The following is a 21,145-nucleotide window of genomic DNA, read 5'->3' on the forward strand; positions in this document are numbered from 1 at the left end:
GCAAATGGCCGCATATTCATGCATTAGCTATACCTCCTGAATCTTAATGATTCTCATTACACTAGGGGTACATGCGGTACGGGGTACAACCGCTGAAAAGAGGACGTCGTGACTGAACAGAACAACGTCAGCCTGAATCCTAAAGCTCCCGAACAGGGAGAGCGACTACACCGCGGTCTAAGCAACCGCCACATCCAGCTCATCGCCATCGGCGGTGCCATCGGCACGGGCCTGTTCATGGGCTCCGGTCGCGCCATCTCCCTGGCGGGTCCCTCAGTTATTTTCGTGTACATGCTCATCGGCGCCGTCATCTTCCTGGTACTGCGAGCTATGGGCGAGATTCTGCTCTCCAACCTGAGGTACAAGTCCTTCTCTGACTTCACCACCGACCTTGTCGGCCCCATGGCGGGCTTCTTCCTCGGCTGGTCCTACTGGTTCATGTGGGTGGTCACCGCCGTCGCGGACATCATCGCAATCGTCGGCTACCTGCACATGTGGTGGCCCGACCTGCAGCCATGGATCCCGGCGCTCGCCGTCATCGGCGTTCTGCTGACCCTGAACCTGGTCTCCGTGAAGAACTTCGGCGAAATCGAATTCTGGTTCTCCATGATTAAGATCGTCGCCATCGTCGCCCTGATTATCGTTGGCGGCGGCATGATCGCCATCGGATTCACCTCACCCAATGGCGCGCAGGCATCCGTCGCAAACCTCTGGAACGACGGCGGAATGTTCCCCAACCACCTGATTGGCTTCCTCGGTGCATTCCAGATTGCCGTCTTCGCGTTCATGGGCTCCGAGCTCGTCGGTACCACCGCCGCAGAAACCCAGGACCCCGAAAAGACTCTGCCCAAGGCAATCAACGCCGTGCCGGTACGTATTATGGTCTTCTACGTGGGTGCGCTCGCCGTCATCCTGATGGTCACCCCCTGGCGCCTCGTCAGCCCCGATAAGAGCCCCTTCGTCGCCATGTTCACTCTGGCGGGCCTGGGCATCGCCGCGCACATCATTAACTTTGTGGTGATTACCAGTGCGACCTCCTCGGCGAACTCCGGTATCTTCTCTACCTCGCGTATGGCATTCGGCCTGGCGCGCGAGCGTAGCGCCCCCGCGTTCCTTGGCAAGATTTCCAAGAACGGTGTACCGCGTAACGCGCTGTTCCTCTCGGCCGTGATGTTGCTCTCCTCCATCGTGCTGCTCTACGCAGGTGACTCGATTTCTCGTGCGTTCAACCTGGTCACCACCGTGGCTGCGGTGCTGGTGATTTTCGCGTGGGCCATGATTATGGTCAGCTACCTGATGTACCGCAAGAAGTTCCCCTCGCGTCACGAGAAGTCGCACTTCCGCCTGCCCGGTGGCCGTTTCTCCGCGTGGCTGTCCCTGGCGTTCTTCGCCTTCACTATCGGTGTTCTCACCATGGATGAGGAAACCCTCATGGGTCTGATGGCAATGCCCGTCTGGTTCGCGATTCTGGGTATCGGCTGGTTCTTCAAGCGCCGCGCTGATGCACGTCGCGAAGAGGCAATCTCGACCCGCACCGCACAGATTGCGATTGTGGAGGCGTCGGAGATTTTCTCGGCACGCTAGGCAACTGCGCTAGGCAACCAGGCTCAGTCGCGCCGGTTATCGGCCCGGGGCTACCAGCGCATGCGTAAAGCCCGCGTCACCTACTTCTCTTGGAGTGGGGACGCGGGCTTTCGCTGTCTCCAGGGATGAACCCGAGAGGCTCTAGAGATGAACTCGAGAGGCGCGCGGAGTGTGCGCTTAGAGAGGCGCCACCTCAGCCTCTTCGGCAAGCGGGTCGTTGTCGTCATCGGTGCGGTAGAAATCCCAACGTTCACAACCGCAACCCGAACGCATCGCCTCGATGACGGCGGCAGCTGCCTCCAGCGGGTCGAGCGCGTGCAGATTCCACAGCGCATGCACCGGTACCGGGTGCCTCCAGCCGTGCTCCTGCAGGAACTCCGGGTCGAAGGCGGGCAGCGCCTCGACGGTGGGTTCAAGCTCGCAGAGGAAACCGGTGGGGGAGCGGAAAACCGTCACCACGGGGGTCGGGTCGGCATCTTCCAGGCAGGCTCCGTCGAAGAAGTAGTAGGTGCTCAGACGGCGGTTCCAGGCAAGCTGCGCGAGGCGTTCGCCGAAGACTTCCACCGTCTGCTCCCACTGGGTGCGGTGGTACGCCGCCAGGTCGGTGTGGGCGGTCTGCACCACGCCGATGCCCTGCTCGGTGAGTTCGCGGGCGCTCAGACGCGCGGGCTCTGCCGGTTCCGCCGGTTCTGCGGGAGCGCCCGCAGGGGAGCCGCCGTCCGGGGTATCCAACTCTGCTAGTTCTGCTTCGGTGAGCTCAGCGTTAGCCAACTCAGCGTTAGTCAGCTCAGCATCGAGGAGCTCAAGCTCCTCAGCGGCACTCAACTCGGCCTCATCCGACTCAGCGGCGCTCGCCTCCACAGCAGCTGCGTTTGCTTCGTTCTTCGTCCACAGGCGCAGCTCGCGGGCAATCTGCGTGCGTCCGCGATGCAGAGTCGTCTGCCAGGAGCCGAACTTGGCGCGTACCGCACCCAGCGGCGGCACCTCACCAATCAGAGTGGGAATGGTCGACCAGTAGCCGTAGTTCAGCGCCGTCGGCTCGCGGTCGTAGCGGGCGCAATAGCTCAAAAACAGGCTCAGAGTCTTCGGCGCAAAATCCTCGGGTACCGCCGCAGCGTCGATATACCACTCGTTCTCGAGCGCCTCCGCCGGGTAGATGCCGGTGCGGAGCATGCCCAAGGACCAGTCGCCGTCACCGAGGTAATCGTTGACCGTCTGTGCGGGGGCAGGCCACGCCGATTCGCCCTCCATACTGGCGGCAAGCAGGGTGTACAGGCTACCGCCCTCGGTGCCGATTTCTTCCAAACCGCGCAGTCGGATGTCCTCGAGGGTCTGCGCGTAGGCTTCTTCCTCCAGCTGGGAGTAGGGGTGTGCGGCAAGGTACTTGAGCGTAGCGCCGATCTTCGCCAGAACGTGCGCAATGTCTTCATTGCTGAAGTGGCGTGCCTCCAGCGCGGGCGGCAGGTCGTGAATAATATCGCAATCAAGAATCAGCGCCGCGTACTCGGGCTCCGGAGGCAGATCGTAGGCTTCCGCGAAAACGTACCAGAGGCCGCATGCGAGCACCGTGTAGCTCGGGGCGTCTGCCGTGACCGGGCCAAACTGCCAGATGCCGGAGTCCAGCGCATAGTTCAGGTGCTTCTTGTTGATGTGCGGGTACAGAAAATTGAGGCGGCGGAGAACCTGGGTAGGGGTGAACCCCAACGCGGCGAGTTCGGCGATGAGTTCCGCGTACTCGTCGTGAAAATCTAAGTAGCCCTCCGGCGCGTTTAATAGCGCGGCTTGTTCGCGCATGGGTCCCTCTTTCATCTGCGGGATGTGGCGGCACCATGTCGTACCGTGCCGCCGAAACCCTGAATGTGTGCACGCAGACAAGGGCGTTTGCGTGGTGTGAGGCCACCCCTTATCTGCATGAATAAGCGATATTTTTCAAAAAATATGCTCTTTTATCTAAATTTATCGCTGAAACTAAGCACTATTCAAATACGTGAACCCCTAACACGGTTTCTTACGGAAAGATGACAATGTTTAGCGCACCCACAGGGCAAAATGTGCGTAAAGACTCGTAATCTGCACTAGAAGATGCGATAGAAAATACGCTTACCCGCACCCGCACAGGCGAGCAAAATACGCCCCGCGCTGACTCTATCCTCAGCACCACCGCTCAACCCATGAGCCGCGGCGAAATATGCGAAACTGGAAGGATGAGCGAACACCCCCTCCCGAGCAGCATCCGCCCGCGTGCGGATCGAGCTGCACACCCCGCGCCCAGCAGCGCCGCCGGCAACGAACCCAGCAGTGCCGCACACCGCGAAAAACACGAAACCGGCGGCAAGACTGAGCAGCCTGCCGAGCACCTCATTAACGCGCTCGCCATAGAAACCGGCATTGCGCCGCACCGCATCCGCGCAGCCGTGGCGCTGCTTGACGCCGACAACTCCGTACCCTTCATCGCCCGCTACCGCAAAGAAGCAACGGGCGCACTCACCGACACCCAGCTGCGCACCATCCAGGCGCGCCTGGGCCAGCTCCGCGCCCTCGAAGAGCGCCGCAACCGCGTGCTCGAAGCGCTCACCGAACGCGCCGACGAAGGCCTCATCGACCCGCTCACCCTGCTACAGCTGCGTTCCTCGCTCATGAACGCCGCCACTATCGCAGACGTGAACGCCATCTACGCCCCGTACCGCAGCGAGCGCGTGACCCGCGCCCAGATGGCGCGTGCCGCCGGACTTGATTCCCTCGTCGAAGACCTGCTGGAGGTGCCCCTCGCCGAGGCGCACGCCATCGCCGCCGCGTACATTACCGATGGCACCGAAGACGACGAGGATGAGGGTATTGAGGCTGCGGAGGCAGACGAAGCCCTGCAGATTCACAGTGCAGAAGAGGCTCTCGACGGTGCCCGCGCGATCCTGATTGACCGCGCCCTCACCGACCCGGTGCTGAGCGAAAAGCTCCTCAAGCGCCTGCGTGAAGGCGGCGTGATTGAATCCCGCGTAATTGCCGGTCAGGAAAGCATTGGTGCGAAGTTCTCCGACTATTTCGCCTTCTCGGACCGTATTCGTTCCATTCCGCCGCACCGCGTGCTGGCGCTGCACCGCGCCAAGGATGCCGGCGTGGTGCGCCTCAAGGTGGATGTGGCACCCGCCCCCGTGGCGCTCAGCCGCTTGCGCGGTGCCGCCCGCGCCGAAGCCGAGGCCGCCGCCGAAAATTACGAGAACGTCCGTTCTGCATACGAGCGTGAAGTCGCCGCCGCGCTACGCATCCCCGTGCAGGTGCTCAACACCGTCGACGACGAAGACCGCGTACTCGGCTGGCTCGCCGCCACCGTGCGCACCGCATGGCGCAGCCACCTGCGCCCGCGCCTTGCCGAACGCATCCGCCACCAGCTACTCGCCGCCGCCGCACAGCACGCCACCGAGGTGTTCGCATCCAACCTGCGCGATATTCTGCTCGCCGCACCTGCCGGCCACAAGACCACCCTCGGCCTGGACCCGGGCCTGCGCCACGGCGTGAAATACGCCGTAGTCGACGGCACTGGTGAGCCGCTGCGCGTGGGTACCGTCTACCCGCACGCCCCGCGCAACCAGTGGGCAGAAGCGCTGCGCGAGCTTGCCGCCGCCTGCCGCGAGCATGGCGTGGAACTCATCGCCATCGGCAACGGCACCGCAAGCCGCGAAACCGATAAGCTCGCCAGCGAACTGATCCGCACCCTGCGTGAGGAAGGCGCAGAAGCACCCCAGAAGGTGACCGTCTCCGAGGCGGGCGCCTCCGTCTACTCCGCCTCCGCCCTCGCAGCCGCCGAACTGCCCGACTATGACGTGACCGTACGCGGCGCCGTCTCCATTGCCCGCCGCCTGCAGGACCCGCTCGCCGAGCTCGTTAAAATCGACCCGCAGTCCATCGGCGTGGGCCAGTACCAGCACGACGTGCCGCCCGCCGCCCTGCGTCGCGCCCTCAACGACACCGTCGAAGACTGCGTGAACGCCGTGGGCGTGAACCTCAACAGCGCCTCCGTGCAGCTGCTTGCACACGTGGCGGGCGTGGGTACCGCAACCGCCGAACGCATCGTCGCCTACCGCACCGAACACGGTCCCTTTGCGAACCGTCGGCAGCTGCTGAACGTGCCACGACTGGGCGCGAAAACCTTCCGCCAGGCGGCTGGATTCATTCGCATCCGCAATGGTGAGGAGCCGCTGGACGCCTCCGCGGTGCACCCGGAAGCCTACCCGCTCGCGCGCCGCATTATTGCCGATGCGCAGGCACGTAACGGCGCCCACTGGGTTGCCGGCGCCCTGGGCACCTCGGACGGAACCGACCCGCTCGCCGGGCTGAACCCCGCCGACTACGTGCAGGATGATCACGTGACGGACAGCCACGTGCTGGAGAGTGCGGAAGAAGGCACTGCCGGTGTGTACACGGTCGAGGACATCTTCGCCGAGCTGCGCCGCCCCGGCCTGGACCCGCGCGGCAGCTTCCGCACCGCCCGCTTCTCCGAGTCCATCTCGCACTTCGAGGACGTGCGCCCCGGCATGGTGCTCGAAGGTACCGTCTCGAACGTGGCGGCATTCGGCGCGTTCGTGGATATTGGTGTGCACCAGGACGGCCTCGTGCACATCTCCCAGATGAGCCGCGGCTACGTGGCGAACCCCCACGATATTGTGCGTAGCGGCGACATCGTGCAGGTTCGCGTGGTGGAGGTCGACCCGGCGCGCCGACGCATCTCCCTCTCCCTGCTGGTCGAGGACGAGAACTAGCGGCGAAGGATAAGCTGCGGAGCGCTCGCTAGGATAGCTACGAAAAAGCTAACCAAGCCGAGAACTCCAATCCAAGAACGAGCGTTCGCTAAAAACTTGCCCCGGAGAACGTCAGCCCTGAGAACGCAATAAAGCCCCGACAAGCACTATCTGTGCCTGTCGGGGCTTTAACAACGTGAATTTTTAAACTCTAGGCCCGAGCTATATCTTAGAAATCAATGTTCACTGGGTCATCGCCAATACGACCCTCGGGGCTGGAAAGCGCATCCACAGCCGCGATGTCCTCGGCGGTCAGCTTCACGTTCACCGACGCCAGGTTCTCCTCAATGCGGGAGGGGGTCACGGACTTCGGGATAGCCACGGTGCCCTTAGCCAGGTGCCACGCCAGCACGACCTGCGCGGGGGTTGCGCCGTGACGCTCCGCAATCTCAGCCAGCACGGGGTTCTGCAGCAGATCGCTACCGTTGCCCAGCGGGCTCCACGCCTGAGTTGCGATGCCGTACTCGGCGTGAACGGCGCGCAGCGCCTCCTGCGAGAAGTAGGGGTGTAGCTCAACCTGGTGGATGACCGGAACCACGCCGGTCTCCTCGATAATCTCGCGCAGCTGCTCCTCGGGGAAGTTCGAAACACCAATCGAACGGACCTTACCCTGCTTCTGCAGCTCAATCAGCGCACGCCAAGAATCCAGGTACAGGCCCTGCTGCGGCTTAGCCCAGTGAATCAGGTACAGGTCAACGTAGTCGGTACCCAGCTTCTCCAGGGAAGCCTCGAATGCCTCGAAAGCGCTCTCGTAACCCTGGTCAGAGTTCCACAGCTTGGTGGTGAGGAAGATATCTTCGCGAGGCACGTCAGAGTTAGCGATAGCGCGGCCCACGCCCGCCTCGTTGCCGTAGATAGCGGCGGTGTCGATGTGGCGGTAGCCGGTCTCCAGGGCGGTGCCCACAATCTGCTCGGCGACCTCGTCCTCAATCTGCCACACGCCGTAGCCCAGCTGCGGAATGGATCGGCCGTCGTTGAACTTTACGTTGGGTACGTTGTAGCTCATGATGCTCCTTTGGAATCTATGGGGAGGCGGCGCCTCCGCGGGGTCTATTGGTTCTCTATGCTACGCCCGCGGCCGAGGCGAAGACGAGTCGGTTGTGCCTCGAGCTTAACGAGGCGAAGAATCATGACGAGCCGCGGCGGGGGAGAGGGGCCGCTATCTCGCGTCCTTCTCCTCCGGCAGCGCGAAGAGCTCGCGCACATCCTCAGCAGTGACCGCCGCGGAGGCGAACTCGCCCTCGCCGACCACCGCATCGAAGAGCGCGGCCTTCGAGGCCTTCAGCTGCATGACCTTCTCCTCGATCGTGCCCTCGGCGACCAGACGGTAGACGTGCACCTCCTTGTCCTGGCCGATGCGGTGAATACGGTCCACCGCCTGCTGCTCGGCGGCGGGGTTCCACCACGGATCCATGATGAACACGTGGTCCGCCTCGGTCAGGTTCAGGCCGAAACCGCCGGCCTTGAGTGAAATCAGGAACACCGGCGCGGCCCCGGCGCGGAACGCCTCGATGACCTCGGCACGGTTGCGGGTCGAACCGTCCAGGTACAGGTGGTCGATGCCCTTCTCGCTCAGGGCCCGGGCGATGCTCTTGAGGTAGCCGGTGAACTGGCTGAACACCAGCACTCGGTGGCCCTTCTCGAGCAGGTCGGGCAGCTGCTGAACCAGGTAGTCACGCTTGACCGACGACACCCCGGCGTAGGCTTCCGGATCAATCAGCGCGGCATCGAGCGCCAGGCGGCGCAGCAGGGTCAGCGACTGGAAGATCGTGAACCGGTTCTTGTCCATATCCTCCAGTAGACCCAGCACCTTCTGACGTTCACGCTGCAGATGCGTGTCATAGATGCGGCGGTGACCGGGAGCCAGTGGCAGGTTCACGCGCGTATCGTTCTTCGCCGGAAGCTCCGCCGCCACCAGCTCCTTGGTGCGGCGCAGCATGAGCGGGCGGATGCGCCGGCGCAGACGAGCAGCCGTCGCCGCGGCGTGCGCCGGGTCCTCACCGGACTCCGCCGGGCGAGCGTACAGGTCACGGAACGCACGGGCTGAGGGGAACAGGCCATCCGCCACAATCGCCAGCAGCGCCCACAGCTCCATGAGGTTGTTCTCAATGGGCGTGCCGGTCATCGCGATCTTGGTGCGGGCGGGCATCGCGCGGGCGATGGACCAGGCGCGGGTGCCGGTGTTTTTGACGAATTGCGCCTCGTCCAGCAGGAGCGCACCCCAGCCTTCGGGGGCGGACTGCTCGCCCGTGGAATCGTCAACGGTACGGCCTAGCGTGCGGGCGTAACCGGTGTATGCGTCCTCGTCCATGCGCAACAGTGTGTAGCTGGTCAGCACCAGGTGTGCCCCGGCGATGCGCTCGGCAAGCGGGGTCTTACCGGCGGTGGTTTCGGTGATGGTCACGACCTTCGCCTCGGGTAGGAAGCGTTCCGCCTCCGCCGCCCAGTTAGTGATGACGGAGGTCGGTGCAACCACGAGGAAGGGCGCGAACGGCTCGACGCTCTCACCGCGCTCGGTGGTACGTTCGGAGGCGGTGCGGTGCTCCTCGATGGCGTGGGCGAGGAGGGCGAGAGCCTGCACGGTCTTACCCAGACCCATATCGTCGGCGAGAATACCGCCCAGACGCTGCTCGTACAGGAACGACAGCCACTGGAAACCCTCCACCTGGTAGGGGCGTAGGGTCGCCTGCAGGCCGATGGGTACCGGGCAGCTCGGAATAATCTGGCGGGAAGTCTTCTTGCGAGAGGTCTTCTGGAGCGCGGGGGAATCCTGAGTTCCCTTGTCAGAGGTCTTTTCAGAGTCCTTTTCGGTGCTCTCTTCGGCATCCTCCAGGCCCTCAACCAGCTCCAGTAGCGAACGCACCTGAGCATCCCACCGCGCGGTCGTATGCACGCTCGCCGCCAACGACTCCAGCTCAGAGAACAGCCCCGCCTGGTGCCGGTTAATGCGCAGATCGCCGCCCGCGTCGTCGAGCTCGCGAGCCTCCGCAATGAGGGTGCGCAGGGTCTTAAACTCGGGTCGACGCAGCGAAAAATAGGTACCGTTACCGAGCAGAATACGGTCTGCCCCGCGATCGAGTGCCTCAAAAATCTGTGCGAACGGCACGGTCCAATTATTGACCTTCACCGCAATGCCCAGGCCGAACCAGTCACGAGAATTGCCCTCGCTCACGGTGATTTCAATGAGTGCGTCGGTTGCCTCCACGAACTCCGGTGGGGTGCCGTTAAAACGCACCTGAACAGCGGAAACACGGCGAAGCTTCGGCAGAATCGCGCTGAGCAGCTCGCGGGTCTCCCAGCCTTCGATGCGGCGCTCCTCCAGCCCGGAAAGCGCCGGGTGGGCGGCAAGAATTGTGCGCACCGAACGCAGTACGCGCGCCTCAAAACGCTCATCGCGAACCTCGCCGCCCTCTTCACCGGGGTAGCCGAAAACGGGCAGGGACTGCACCTCGGAGGCACCCGCAGAATCCTGCGCGCTCGCCTCCTCTGAGCTGTCCTCCGCGAAGGGGTTCAGCGGGTACTCCCAACGCCAGCTCAGCTGCGCGTCGTGGCGTACCTGCTCGTCAAAGCTGATTTCAAGCACCAGATGCGGCGGCTTCACGCGCGGCAGCGCCAGCGCCGGATCGGGGGTCAGCGAGGGAATGGAGCGGCTGAGCGCGGGCAGGTACTCCTTCTGGAAGGTGGCGCGTTCCGCGGCGGGAATGTGCACGGTTCCGGCGCTAATAAGCGATTCGGAGGCGGCATCGAGCGGCTCGACCAGGGGGATGAGCGCCAGTTCCACGCCCTCGGACAGTTCGGGCACGGCGGGGGAGTAGCGCACCCGCTCACCCTGTACTGGGGCAATCGTCGGTGCGCTATTCTCGGCTTCCTCAGTCGGCGCCTTCAGCGCGTCCTTTTGCACGAAAGATTCGCGACCCACTTCATCCAGTGCGCCGGGGCGCGCGGTCTTCCAGTGCACCGCCTTTGCCGCCTGCTCGTACTCCTGCTGAACCAGCCCGCCCAGGGCAAAGAAGCCGGTGCGCGGGGTGCCGATGGGGTGGCAGTGCGCGGCGGGTAGCCAGAGCTGGCGTAGCAGTTCGCCTTCGCGTCCTTCCCAGCTGAGCGCTGCTTGAAGCTGCAGACCGGCGCCCTCGTCGTGCGCATCCTCGCTGGCGGCGGCGTGCAGGCGCACCTGTGCGGGGCTCAGCACGGCGTAGTTCACCTCGCGACCGTTGACGAGCAGGGGCAGGCCAATATCCTCCGCGCGGGCGAGTACATCCCAGAGCAGAGTGGAGGCAGAAGCGCTGATTGAGATCCAGTCGCGGTGTGAGGAGTACATGTTCTGCCAGGGGCGGGCAATCGAGTAGAGTTCGGCGAAGAATCGTTCATGTTCGGGGTAGATTTCGTGCCGTCCGACGGGGCCGCCCACGCTGGATGCGAAGGTTTCCCAGCTGAGTCCGCCCTTGATCCAGCGCCCGGTTTTGGACGCCATGAGCGGGCGGGCGAGCAGGTTAATGCTGGGGGTTGCGCCGGGCATATTGCGGCCGCGCGCGTAGGAGCCGGAGACGCTCAGTGAGAAATCCAGGGCGCCGCTCACGCGCATCGAATCGATGCCCGCAAGGTCCTGACGTGCGGAAAGAACGGAGGAGAGGTCGCGTCGCCATGCCGAGATTTTGGTGGCGGATGCCTCTGCCTGCAGGCTCGGGGAGGCACCTAGCTCGTTGAGCGCAAAGCTTCCCTGGGGGTTTTCGGGTTCGGCAGTCTCTGCATCGGGTGCGGGCAGTTTCGCCGCGGTGGTGAGTGCACCGGAGGCGCGCAGCGCCGCGAGCGGGTCGGCGAATTTCTTCGCCTCCGCAACATCCGCGCTCTTTGAATCTGCGGATCCCTTTGCAGCGGATCCCTTTGCATCTGTCGTACCCTTCGCAGCGGTAGCCTTCGTTACGGCACCGGGTACGCCGACCGGTCCGGGGTGTTCGCTGAGTGCCTTTTTCGCTACGGAGGCGCGGTCGAGCGCGGTGAGCATGAGCGCTACGGCGTGCTTGCAGTCGGTGAGCACGGGGCAGGTGCAGCGGGCGGTGAAGGTTGCGGAGCCGCTGACGACGGGGAAGAAGCGAATGGTCACTTCGTAGGGGATGATGGTGCTTCCGTTGACGAGCCCGGTGAGGGTTCGCTCGTCTTCGTCGTAGCTGTAGCGGATGACTTCGCGGTTGCGCTGGTAGGCGACACCGCGCTGGTAGGTGCGGTGCCCGGCCTGGCGAATGATCTGCGGTACGGTGACGGGAATTTCGGGGAAGGGGTTGTTGGCGCTCACCAGCTCATTATCGCGTATTGTGCGGGTATGCGCCTTGTCGCCGGTCATCGCCGGGTGGGTGTGCGGGATGTGTTTTTGATGCATAAAAACACCTATATTTACATAAATTATTCCGCACCGTATCAAAAATTCATGCCATTTAAAACGTTCCCACAAGCCAAAATGCTAATAATCTAAATCTCTTTCATAAAACGCTTTACTTAACTTGAGAAAATGCTGTAAGCTAAACCCAGCTTCAAGAGTTTCGACTGATAAGCTCCGACTATGGTCGAACGCCAACCCCATGTTCACGGGTGGCTCGGATGACGAAGCGGTTTGTATTCACCACCGGAATAACCGGTGGTAATTGGTACAGACAAGAGCAACGCGAAAGGATCGCGCCACTCACGGCGCAGGTTGTCACATGTACAACGGCTCTGCAACCGAAGCAGCAATCTCTCTGAACCCCTCCCGTTCCTACCAGGAAAGCCTGCGTGCCGCAGCTGTCCCCGCGCGAGGCGGATACACCGCAGTCAGCATTGACGATTACTCCCGCATTTCTTCTAAGCGCGACGAGTTCCTGAACTTCCTTCTTCTGCCGAACCCCGAGGGCATCCCCGCTATTGAGTACGCCGGTCTGCGCGTAGCGTAGCATTAGGGGTATGAATTTCTCCGGTATGCTCCTGGACTCCGACGTTCTTGCGGAGATCCGTAAGGCGGATCCAGACCCCGCCGTGGTCGCTTTTCTGCGCCGCCGCTCGTTCCGGCACATGTACATTTCTGTGCTGAGCATTGGCGAGCTGAAGGGCCTGTACCCCTACCCGGAAACTGATCGCTGGATTACCGAACTTCTTGAGCGCTTTGGTGACCACGTTATTAATGTGGATGCGCGCGTTAGCCTCGAGTGGGCGGGCCGTCAGGCGCCGCGCGGCGTGCATGCTGTGGGTCGTGATGATGCCGGTCCGCTGCCTACCGCCGCCCTGGAGGGTCTGATGGCGGCGAGCGCGAGCGCCTATGATTTGGAGCTGATTTCTTCTAAGGCGCAGGTGTACCGCGCCTGGGGTGTTGAAGCTTCCAACCCGTGGACTGAGGATTAAAACTTTGCCGGATGCGCGTCCTCGCGTGCGTGTCTGTATGAATACCTGTGTGAATAGTTGTGAGAACCCGCTTTCGAGTGTTAATCGGAGGCGGGTTTCGTCGTTAATTCGTGGCATGATTGAAGGACGATGAAAAGCACCTCACCTATCTCGCGTTATTCCATGCCCATGCCTCTGTGGCTTCAGGGTGTTGTTGAGCTAATTGTTACTGCCCTGTTCTCTGCGCTTGCTGTGTTTGCGGCGATGTCTGCCGTGTGGGCGACCAAGGGTTTTGGCGACATGGAGTTCTCCTCCGTGGCCGCCATGTCGGCGCACCTGTGGCTTCTGATTCACGGCGTTCCTTTGGATCTTGCGGCTGCTTTTGGTGCTTCTGCCGGCACGATGACGCTGGTGCCTCTGGGTTTGAGTATTCTGCCTCTGCTGCTCTGTTACCGTTCGGGTCGTCGCCTGGCGCGCGCCTCGTATGAGGGTGAGTTTTTGATTCCGGTGCTGTCCGGTTCGGTGACCTATGCGCTGATTAGCTCGGCGATGTACGGTTGGGCGAGCCCGCATCCGCAGCCTCTTCAGGCTTTGAATGCTGCCCTGGTGCCTTTGGGTATTGTGGTGGCTGGTCTGATGTGGGGTGGCTACCGTGAGGCGCGTTCGCTCTCTCGCATGGTGGGTGTTGATACTGCGGAGCAGATTTCGCAGATGAGTCAGTATTCGCGTTGGGCGGGTTCGTACGCCTGGGCTGTGGTACGTGCTGCGGTGGTTGCTTTTGTGGCGCTGGTTGGTCTGGGTGCGGTGCTTTTGGGCATCGGTATTTTGGCTGGCTGGTCGCAGATTGTTGCCACCTACCAGGAGCTGCATGCGGGTGCTGTGGGTGATACTGCGGTGACTTTGCTACAGCTGGGTTTCTTGCCGAACCTGGTGATTTATGCGATTGCGTGGTCGACCGGTGCCGGTTTCTCCTTTGGTGCGGGTACCTCGGTTGGTTTGACCAGTAGTGATGTTGGTACTTTGCCGATGCTTCCGATTCTGGGTGCTGTGCCCGAGTCGATGGGCACGTTCGGTCTGGTAGGCCTGCTGGTGCCGCTGGGTGCCGGTGCGATTGCTGGCTGGTGGTTCTTGCGTGAGGGTGAGGATCACCTGGATGAGTGGGTTGCTCTGAAGGTTCCGTTCCGCCCGCTGTCTGCGCTGATTTCTGCGGTGGTGCTGGGCGTGATGACCGGTATTATGACGTCGTTTGGTGCCCTGTGGCTGGGCTGGATTTCGTACGGCTCTCTGGGTATTGGTCGTTTTACGGAGGTTGGTGCTGAGCCGCTGACTTTTGCGGCGCATACCGCGTTGACGGTGGGTGCCGGCGTGACTTTCGGTATGTTGCTGAGCCGCGCCCTGGTGCCGGATAGCAGCCGTGAGCTGCCTCGTTTTGCGGATGAGCGCCCGAACCTGGGTGAGCGTCTGATGAGTTTTACTGCCTCGACTCGTGAGCGTTTTGCACAGGGCCGTGAGCATTTTGCGGAGCGTCGTGAGCAGCGTGCGGAGCGTCGTGAGCAGCGTGCCCAGGAGCGTGCGGAACGTGCACAGCGTGAGGCTGAGGAAGCCGCTGAGCGTGAAGCTGAAGAGGCGGCTGCGCGTGAAGCCGCTGAGCGTGAAGCTGAGGAGGCGGCACGTGCGCAGGCTTCCGAGCACGTTGCTGAGCCCGAGCGGTCTGTAGCATCTGAGCAGTCTGTTGTATCTGAGGTGGCGACCGGTCACGTTCCGGTGCATCCGCAGGAGCCTGTGGTTGCCGTTCCGGTAGAGACGACTGAGCAGCTGGCGCAGCGTGCGGCGGCGGATGCTTTCGCTGAGATTGTTGCAGAGCGCGAAGAGGCGGCTGAAGAGCCTGTAGTAGCAGAATCCACTGCGGACGCTACTCAGGAGTCTGTCTCCGAAGAGCTTATTGCGCAGGAGAGCTCTGCTGAGGAGTACGAGCCGATTGAGGCCGTTCAGCAGGTCGATTACCTGCACTCTGCACATGCTGAGGATTACGAGAGTATCGAAGCTTCTGTTGAGCCTGCCTCCAGCGAGCACGCTACTTATGAACACACTGCTTATGAGCCCGCCCTGTACGCTCACGACCCCTCCGATGAGCAGACCCGCGAGCTGATTCAGGAGCCCGTCTACGAGGCTGCTGAACCTGTTGAGCGTGAGGACGCTGTCGAAGAGCCCGCAGAGCAGGCGCTGCGTTCGAAGGGCCGCGCGAGCCGCATTATGGCGTACTTCGGCTTTGGTCTTGAGCAGCCCGCCGCAGCGCAAGATGACTCAGCGCAGGATAGCTCAGCCGATGCCGCTCACGCCGCATCCGCCGCGCAGGATTCCGCTCGGGACCGTGCCAATGACCGCGCGCATGAGCGTGAGCAGAAGCGCGAGGCGAAGAAGGTGGCTAAGGCGGCACGCAAGAAGCAGAAGAAGGACTCAGAGCGCGACTTTGTGGATCGCGAACTGGATGTCCTCTCTGCTGATCAGGCGATGAAGCGCATCTTTGAGGTTCGTAGTCAGACCGGAGTGCTTCCGCTGGTGACCGATGAGGCGTCTACCGTGGAGCTGCCCCCGCTGGATGTCATCTCCTCGAAGTCCCAGGGTTCTAGCGCCCAGGGTTCTAACCCGCGTAAGAAGAACTAGCGCACTGCATTCTTAGCGAGGGGAAGAAGAGCTGGACGCGCCGGTGAGCTTGTCCATCGTGCCCTGGAACTTCTCGTCGCAGGTGGACATGTCGGTCTGAGTCAGCGCGGCGGCGCGGCACTCACGGTACTCCTGCGCGCCGGGCATGAAGGCGAGGCCAATGCCACCGAGCAGGGTCATAGCGCCGTAGATAATGCTGACGCCTGCGGCAATGTAGAAGAACCAGGGGCCGCGGTAGATTGCGGTGCGCACAATCGCAATAATGCTCAGGGTAATGCCGGCGAGCGCGAAGAGGAAGAGCGCCAAGAAAAGCGGCATCGTGGAAAGCACGAAGGAAGACGCCGCAAAAATCACCAGCGCGGCAACAATCAGCATGAGCGAGGTGCGAATATTCGCTTTCTGCTGTTCGATGGGGTCGATGGGCTTGCGCGGCTTCTTGCCCTGAGGTCCCCGAGGCTGCGGCATCATGTTCTGCGGTGCCTGCTGCGGCGCTCGCGGTGGAACCTGCTGGTTCTGCGGTGCACCGTTGTTCGGGGTGGGCTGCTGCGGGGTGTCGTTCGGAGTGTTGTTCGGGGTGTTCTGCGGGGGAGTAGACATACCTATAAGGGTACCGCCCCGTCTGCCCGTGACCTATTGAGTTTGCGACCTGTTGAGTTTGCGTCCGGTGAACCCCAGTGAGGATTCGTCTCGCCGGGGTTTCTTTGTGCTCGCCTTTGGGCTTTAGGCGTGTTGTGAACCTCTTACCCCCTTTGGATAAGGGTGTGAGACGGGTTATACTAGTCGGGTGCGAATTGTGGTTATGGTATCCGGCTCCGGAACGAATCTTCAGTCCATCCTCGACGCTGTAGCAGCGGGCGAGCTTCCCCTCGACATTGCGGCAGTGGGCGCCGACAAGCCCTGTCTGGGCATTGAACGTGCCCAGGCGGCGGGCGTACCCACCTTCCTGGTGCAGCCCGGCGACTACGCCGACCGCCCCTCTTGGAACCGCGCGCTGGAAGAAAAGATCGCTTCCTACAACCCCGATTACATTGTGTTCGCCGGCTTCATGCGCATTGTTGACGCGCAGCTGGTCGAGCGTTTCAAAAACCGCATTATTAACACCCACCCCGCCCTGCTGCCCTCCTTCCCGGGTGCGCACGGCGTGCGTGACGCCCTAGCGCACGGTGTGAAGATTACCGGCCTGACCGTCCACTTTGTGGATGCGGGCGTTGACACCGGCCCCATCCTCGCCCAGGCGGCAGTGCCCGTTCTGGATGACGACACCGAAGAAACCCTGCACGAACGCATTAAGGTGCAGGAGCGCCGCCTGCTCGTGCAGACCATCGCATCCCTGGCTGAATCTCACGGCACTGCATCTGACGGCGCTGCATCCGACAGCTAATTCCGCCCACTAGATTTTTGCGGCGGAATGAGCCGAGCTCACACCCCGCCGCCCACACACGTTCCGTTGTGGCACCCGAGTACCCCTGAGGGGAAGGTGCACAGCGGCGGGGAATACCCCACACATATCCTGTCTATCCGGGCAGGCTACGTCCATCCACCAGCTGTGCCGCCGAGAACCGGCGTGCACGTCTAAAGCATCGGAGTATTTGTGTCTCTCATTGAGCTCGATCGCGTGCCCCTGCGCCGCGCCCTCATTTCCGTCTACGACAAGACCGGTCTGGAGGAGTTCGCCCGCGGCCTGCACGAGGCTGGCGTCGCGCTGGTCTCCACCGGCTCCACCGCATCCACCATCGCGGCAGCAGGCGTACCCGTCACCGAGGTCACCGAAGTTACCGGTTTCCCCGAGTGCCTCGAAGGGCGCGTGAAGACCCTGCACCCGCGCATCCACGCCGGTATTCTGGCGGACCGCCGCAAGCAGGAGCACATCGACACCCTCGAAGAGCTGGACGTTGAGGCATTCGACCTGGTGGTTGTGAACCTGTACCCCTTCGTTGAGACCGTTGCCTCCGGTGCCGATCAGGACGCCATCATCGAGAAGATCGACATTGGTGGCCCCTCCATGGTTCGCGCTGCCGCGAAGAACCACGACGCCGTCGCTATTGTTGTGGACCCCGCCGACTACGCGCGCACCGTTGAGGCCGCTAAGAACGGTGGCTTCTCCCTGGATGAGCGCCGCCGCCTTGCTGCCGGCGCATTCGCCCACACCGCCGCGTACGATACCGCTGTGGCTACCTGGACCGCATCCCAGTTCCTGCAGGATGAGGACGCTAACTTCTGGCCCCCGTACGCTGGCCTGGGCTTCGAGCGCAGCGAGACCCTGCGTTACGGCGAGAACCCGCACCAGCGTGCCGCCCTGTACGTTGACCCCGCCGCTGCCCCCGGCATTGCTCAGGCGGAGCAGCTGCACGGTAAGGCGATGAGCTACAACAACTACGTTGATGCTGATGCCGCTCTGCGTGCCGCTTACGACTTCGACGAGCCGGCTGTTGCCGTTATCAAGCACAACAACCCCTGCGGTATTGCTGTGGCAACCCCCGGCGCGGCTGACCCGATTGCGGACGCTCACGCGAAGGCGCACGCTTGCGACCCGCTGTCCGCATACGGTGGCGTGATTGCCGCTAACCGCCCGGTGACCGCCGCTATGGCTCAGACCGTCAAGGGCATCTTCACCGAGGTGATCGTGGCTCCCGGCTTCGAGCCCGAGGCGCTGGAGATCCTGCGTGAGAAGAAGAACCTGCGCCTGCTGGTTCTGCCCGAGAACTTTGCCCGCGAGGCTATCGAGTACCGCCCCATTTCCGGTGGCGCACTCTTCCAGGAGGCTGACCGCCTACAGGCTGAGGGTGACGACCCGAAGAACTGGACCCTGGTTGCCGGTGAGCCGGCTGACGAGGCAACCCTGCGTGACCTCGAGTTCGCGTGGCGTGCACTGCGTTCGCCCAAGTCCAACGCTATTCTGCTTGCCGATAACGGTGCCGCCGTGGGCATCGGCATGGGCCAGGTGAACCGCGTGGATTCCTGCAAGCTTTCGGTGGAGCGCGCGAACACTCTCGGCGGTGAAGGTAACGAGCGTGCCCGCGGTGCGGTTGCCGCATCCGACGCGTTCTTCCCCTTCGCTGACGGCCTGCAGGTGCTGCTGGACGCCGGCGTGCGTGCCGTCGTGCACCCGGGCGGTTCGATCCGCGACGAGGAAGTTATCGAGGCGGCTAAGGCTGCTGGCGTGACCATGTACCTGACCGGTACCCGCCACTTCTTCCACTAAAAATGTGTAGCGGGCTCAGCCTGCGCTGAGCTGCCCGCTGTGAGCGGGGCATTCTAGGGTGAACCTTCTGGTGAGCCTGGGATGCCCCGCTTTTTCATACTCTCCACCTGGGACATTCGTGTTGGAACATCTGCGGTGGAGCATCCGTATTGTGGGCAGTCGTATTTATAGAATTTTTGCTCTATTTTGCGCCGGATTTGCGCATGAGGGCGCGTCAACAGCGACCAGGATGCGCACGGATTGGCTAAAAGTTCGCTAGGATTAGGGTGTGCCTAAAGTCAGCGAAGAATACAAAAAGAACAGGCGTTCTCAGATTGTAGAGACCGCCCGCGAATGCTTCATCAAGCAGGGTTATCAGAAGGCTTCGATGAGCGAGATTATTGCGGCCACTGGCCTGTCTGCTGGAGCGATTTATAACCACTTCTCCTCCAAGGATGAGATTATCCTGGCGGCAGCCCGCATGGACATGGCGCCCTTCGACCGCATCCGCGCCGAACAGCCCTGGGACTACGTGTTCGGGTGCCTGAAGGTGCTGGACACCCCCAAGATTCGCCGTCACCTGCTCGTCACCTGGGGCGAGGCTGTGGCAATGCCGCAGCTGGCGACCGTGGTGTCTGAACAGCTGAGCTACCTGCGCGATCAGTCCCTGGAGCGCTACCGTGCCTGGGGAGCCGCTGAGCTGGACTTCACCGAAGAGGAGCTTGAAGAGTGGCTGACCGTTATCGGTGCCGCGGTGCTGTCGGTGCTGACCGGTTACGTGGTGCAGACCCAGCTGGTCGCTGGCGGTAAGAAGGAGAGCGCTCGCGAGGCGTACCTGGAGTACGCTTCCGCTATTCTGCGTCAGGCGTAGGGCGCACAGACCTGCGTAAACTGCCGCCAATAAGCCCGCCGGGGTGTGTTGTGCGCCCCGCGCCGGACTCGCGCAGACACCGTGAAAACTTCATCGTGATGCTTGGTAAAGCCCGTTTTCCTTCTCGAAGGAAAGCGGGCTTTACGGTATTATGAGGTGTAGCTCATATTTTTTTCATTCGGGGTTTTCAGTTGGAGGCACCCGCCGCCTCCTGAAGAACGCCCGGCATACGCCGCGGAAACCCCGATGATGAGCGACCGAAGATAACGCAAAAACACTCCCAGGAGCGTAATGTCCGAGCAGAAGATCCTCGAGATGCCCCTCGCCGACCTCGACCCCGAGGTTGCAGAAGCCATTGAGCTGGAGCGCAAGCGCCAGCAGAACACCCTCGAGATGATTGCATCCGAGAACTTCGTCCCCCGTGCCGTCCTCGAAAGCCAGGGCTCGGTGCTGACCAACAAGTACGCTGAGGGTTACCCCGGCCGCCGCTACTACGGCGGTTGCGAATTCGTTGACATCGTTGAGTCCCTCGCTATTTCCCGCGTGAAGGAACTCTTCGGCGCTGAGCACGCAAACGTTCAGCCCCACTCCGGCGCGCAGGCGAACAACGCCGTCATGCACGCACTGCTGAACCCCGGCGACACCATCATGGGTCTGTCCTTGGCACATGGTGGCCACCTGACCCACGGCATGAAGCTGAACGTCTCCGGCAAGCTGTACCACGTTGTGGCGTACGGTGTGGACGAGTCTGGTCGCGTTGACATGGAGCAGGTGCGTGAACTGGCTCTTGCCGAGCGTCCCAAGCTGATTATTGCCGGCTGGTCTGCATACCCCCGTCAGCTGGACTTCGCTGCGTTCCGCGCGATTGCTGACGAAATCGGTGCATACCTGTGGGTGGACATGGCTCACTTCGCGGGCCTGGTGGCTGCGGGTCTGCACCCGAACCCCGTCCCGCACGCACACGTGGTCTCCTCCACCGTGCACAAGACCCTGGGCGGCCCCCGTTCCGGCTTCATCCTCTGCACCGAGGAACTGAAGAAGAAGATTGACTCCGCCGTGTTCCCCGGCCAGCAGGGCGGCCCGCTCATGCACGTGATCGCTGCGAAGGCTACCGCGTTCAAGGTCGCCGCATCTGACGCGTTCAAGGACCGTCAGAAGCGCACCGTTGAGGGCGCACAGATCCTGGCGAACCGCCTGCTGCAGCAGGACGTGAAGGACGCCGGCGTTTCGATCGCTTCCGGCGGTACCGACGTTCACCTGGTGCTCGTTGACCTGCGCGACCACGCCCTCAACGGCAAGGAAGCAGAGGACTTGCTGCACCAGGCTGGTATTACCGTCAACCGTAACGCCGTGCCGAACGACCCGCGCCCACCGATGGTGACCTCCGGTCTGCGTATCGGTACCCCCGCTCTGGCGACCCGCGGCTTCGACGCTGAGGGCTTCACCGAGGTAGCCGACATTATCGCTTCCGTACTGTTGCCGAACCCGGACATCGCTGCGTTGCGTGCCCGCGTTGAGGCACTGTGCGCCAAGTACCCCCTCTACCAGGGCAGCGAGAACTGGTAGACCCATGAATGACCCCGTTCGCTCAGCATCCCTTCGTGGGCGCTGAGCGGGCGGGGTTATTTCGCCCTCTTACTTTTACCACCCTGCCCGCTACACCCGTCGAGGGACGTAGCGGGGGAGTGGTACCTCTAGGGGCGCACC

13 protein-coding genes and 1 riboswitch are annotated in these 21,145 nt (G+C 62.4%); of the genes, 9 read left to right on the top strand and 4 right to left on the bottom strand.

Annotated elements, in window-relative coordinates; all coding sequences use genetic code 11:
* Window positions 1–108: 108 nt before the first annotated feature.
* Window positions 109–1,584, top strand: a complete 1,476-nt coding sequence (locus HMPREF2712_RS00775; protein ID WP_070819013.1) for an amino acid permease — start codon at window positions 109–111, stop codon at window positions 1,582–1,584.
* A 177-nt stretch (window positions 1,585–1,761) separates the two neighbouring features.
* Here the strand turns inward: HMPREF2712_RS00775 and HMPREF2712_RS00780 are convergent, their stop codons facing one another.
* Window positions 1,762–3,378: a dehydrogenase gene (locus HMPREF2712_RS00780; RefSeq protein WP_070819014.1), complete on the bottom strand. Its 1,617-nt coding sequence runs from the start codon at window positions 3,376–3,378 to the stop codon at window positions 1,762–1,764.
* A gap of 410 nt (window positions 3,379–3,788) precedes the next feature.
* Here HMPREF2712_RS00780 and HMPREF2712_RS00785 point away from each other — a divergent pair, with 410 nt between their 5' ends.
* A complete protein-coding gene (locus HMPREF2712_RS00785; RefSeq protein ID WP_210401003.1) occupies window positions 3,789–6,338 on the top strand; it encodes a helix-hairpin-helix domain-containing protein in 2,550 nt (849 codons plus the stop codon).
* A 208-nt stretch (window positions 6,339–6,546) separates the two neighbouring features.
* Here HMPREF2712_RS00785 and HMPREF2712_RS00790 read toward each other — a convergent pair whose 3' ends face one another.
* Together HMPREF2712_RS00790 and HMPREF2712_RS00795 are read right to left on the bottom strand one after the other, a co-directional pair.
* On the bottom strand, window positions 6,547–7,383 hold the full coding sequence (locus HMPREF2712_RS00790) for an aldo/keto reductase (RefSeq protein WP_070819015.1): 837 nt from the start codon (window positions 7,381–7,383) through the stop codon (window positions 6,547–6,549).
* 153 nt (window positions 7,384–7,536) lie between these two features.
* The gene (locus tag HMPREF2712_RS00795) at window positions 7,537–11,715 is read right to left on the bottom strand and encodes a DEAD/DEAH box helicase (RefSeq protein ID WP_070819016.1); all 4,179 of its coding nucleotides are present in this window, start codon (window positions 11,713–11,715) and stop codon (window positions 7,537–7,539) included.
* Between the two features lie 185 nt (window positions 11,716–11,900).
* Window positions 11,901–12,035, top strand: a riboswitch (SAM riboswitch).
* Between the two features lie 35 nt (window positions 12,036–12,070).
* Here HMPREF2712_RS00795 and HMPREF2712_RS00800 point away from each other — a divergent pair.
* The 3 genes from HMPREF2712_RS00800 (at window position 12,071) to HMPREF2712_RS00810 (ending at window position 15,386) form a co-directional block, all read left to right on the top strand.
* Window positions 12,071–12,298 carry a hypothetical protein gene (locus tag HMPREF2712_RS00800; RefSeq protein ID WP_005506796.1) on the top strand — a complete coding sequence of 76 codons (228 nt, stop codon included), beginning with the start codon at window positions 12,071–12,073 and terminating at the stop codon, window positions 12,296–12,298.
* Window positions 12,299–12,308: 10 nt separating this feature from the next.
* Window positions 12,309–12,743 carry a PIN domain-containing protein gene (locus HMPREF2712_RS00805; protein WP_049337480.1) on the top strand — a complete coding sequence of 145 codons (435 nt, stop codon included), beginning with the start codon at window positions 12,309–12,311 and terminating at the stop codon, window positions 12,741–12,743.
* A gap of 162 nt (window positions 12,744–12,905) precedes the next feature.
* On the top strand, window positions 12,906–15,386 hold the full coding sequence (locus tag HMPREF2712_RS00810; protein WP_246828644.1) for a cell division protein PerM: 2,481 nt from the start codon (window positions 12,906–12,908) through the stop codon (window positions 15,384–15,386).
* 12 nt (window positions 15,387–15,398) lie between these two features.
* Here HMPREF2712_RS00810 and HMPREF2712_RS00815 read toward each other — a convergent pair whose 3' ends face one another.
* Window positions 15,399–15,983, bottom strand: coding sequence for a 4-hydroxyphenylpyruvate dioxygenase (locus HMPREF2712_RS00815; RefSeq protein WP_049362023.1), 585 nt, complete (start codon window positions 15,981–15,983; stop codon window positions 15,399–15,401).
* 202 nt (window positions 15,984–16,185) lie between these two features.
* On the opposite strand from HMPREF2712_RS00815, the gene purN reads away from it, so the two are divergent.
* The 4 genes from purN (at window position 16,186) to glyA (ending at window position 21,004) form a co-directional block, all read left to right on the top strand.
* On the top strand, window positions 16,186–16,767 hold the full coding sequence (gene purN, locus HMPREF2712_RS00820; protein ID WP_049352241.1) for a phosphoribosylglycinamide formyltransferase: 582 nt from the start codon (window positions 16,186–16,188) through the stop codon (window positions 16,765–16,767).
* A 210-nt stretch (window positions 16,768–16,977) separates the two neighbouring features.
* On the top strand, window positions 16,978–18,588 hold the full coding sequence (gene purH / locus HMPREF2712_RS00825; protein WP_012904095.1) for a bifunctional phosphoribosylaminoimidazolecarboxamide formyltransferase/IMP cyclohydrolase: 1,611 nt from the start codon (window positions 16,978–16,980) through the stop codon (window positions 18,586–18,588).
* Between the two features lie 268 nt (window positions 18,589–18,856).
* The gene (locus tag HMPREF2712_RS00830; RefSeq protein ID WP_049341495.1) at window positions 18,857–19,438 is read left to right on the top strand and encodes a TetR/AcrR family transcriptional regulator; all 582 of its coding nucleotides are present in this window, start codon (window positions 18,857–18,859) and stop codon (window positions 19,436–19,438) included.
* Between the two features lie 291 nt (window positions 19,439–19,729).
* Window positions 19,730–21,004, top strand: coding sequence for a serine hydroxymethyltransferase (gene glyA, locus HMPREF2712_RS00835; RefSeq protein ID WP_070819018.1), 1,275 nt, complete (start codon window positions 19,730–19,732; stop codon window positions 21,002–21,004).
* Window positions 21,005–21,145 lie beyond the last annotated feature (141 nt).

This window comes from Rothia sp. HMSC064F07, assembly GCF_001837265.1.
GTDB classification, from domain to species: Bacteria; Actinomycetota; Actinomycetes; order Actinomycetales; family Micrococcaceae; genus Rothia; species Rothia mucilaginosa.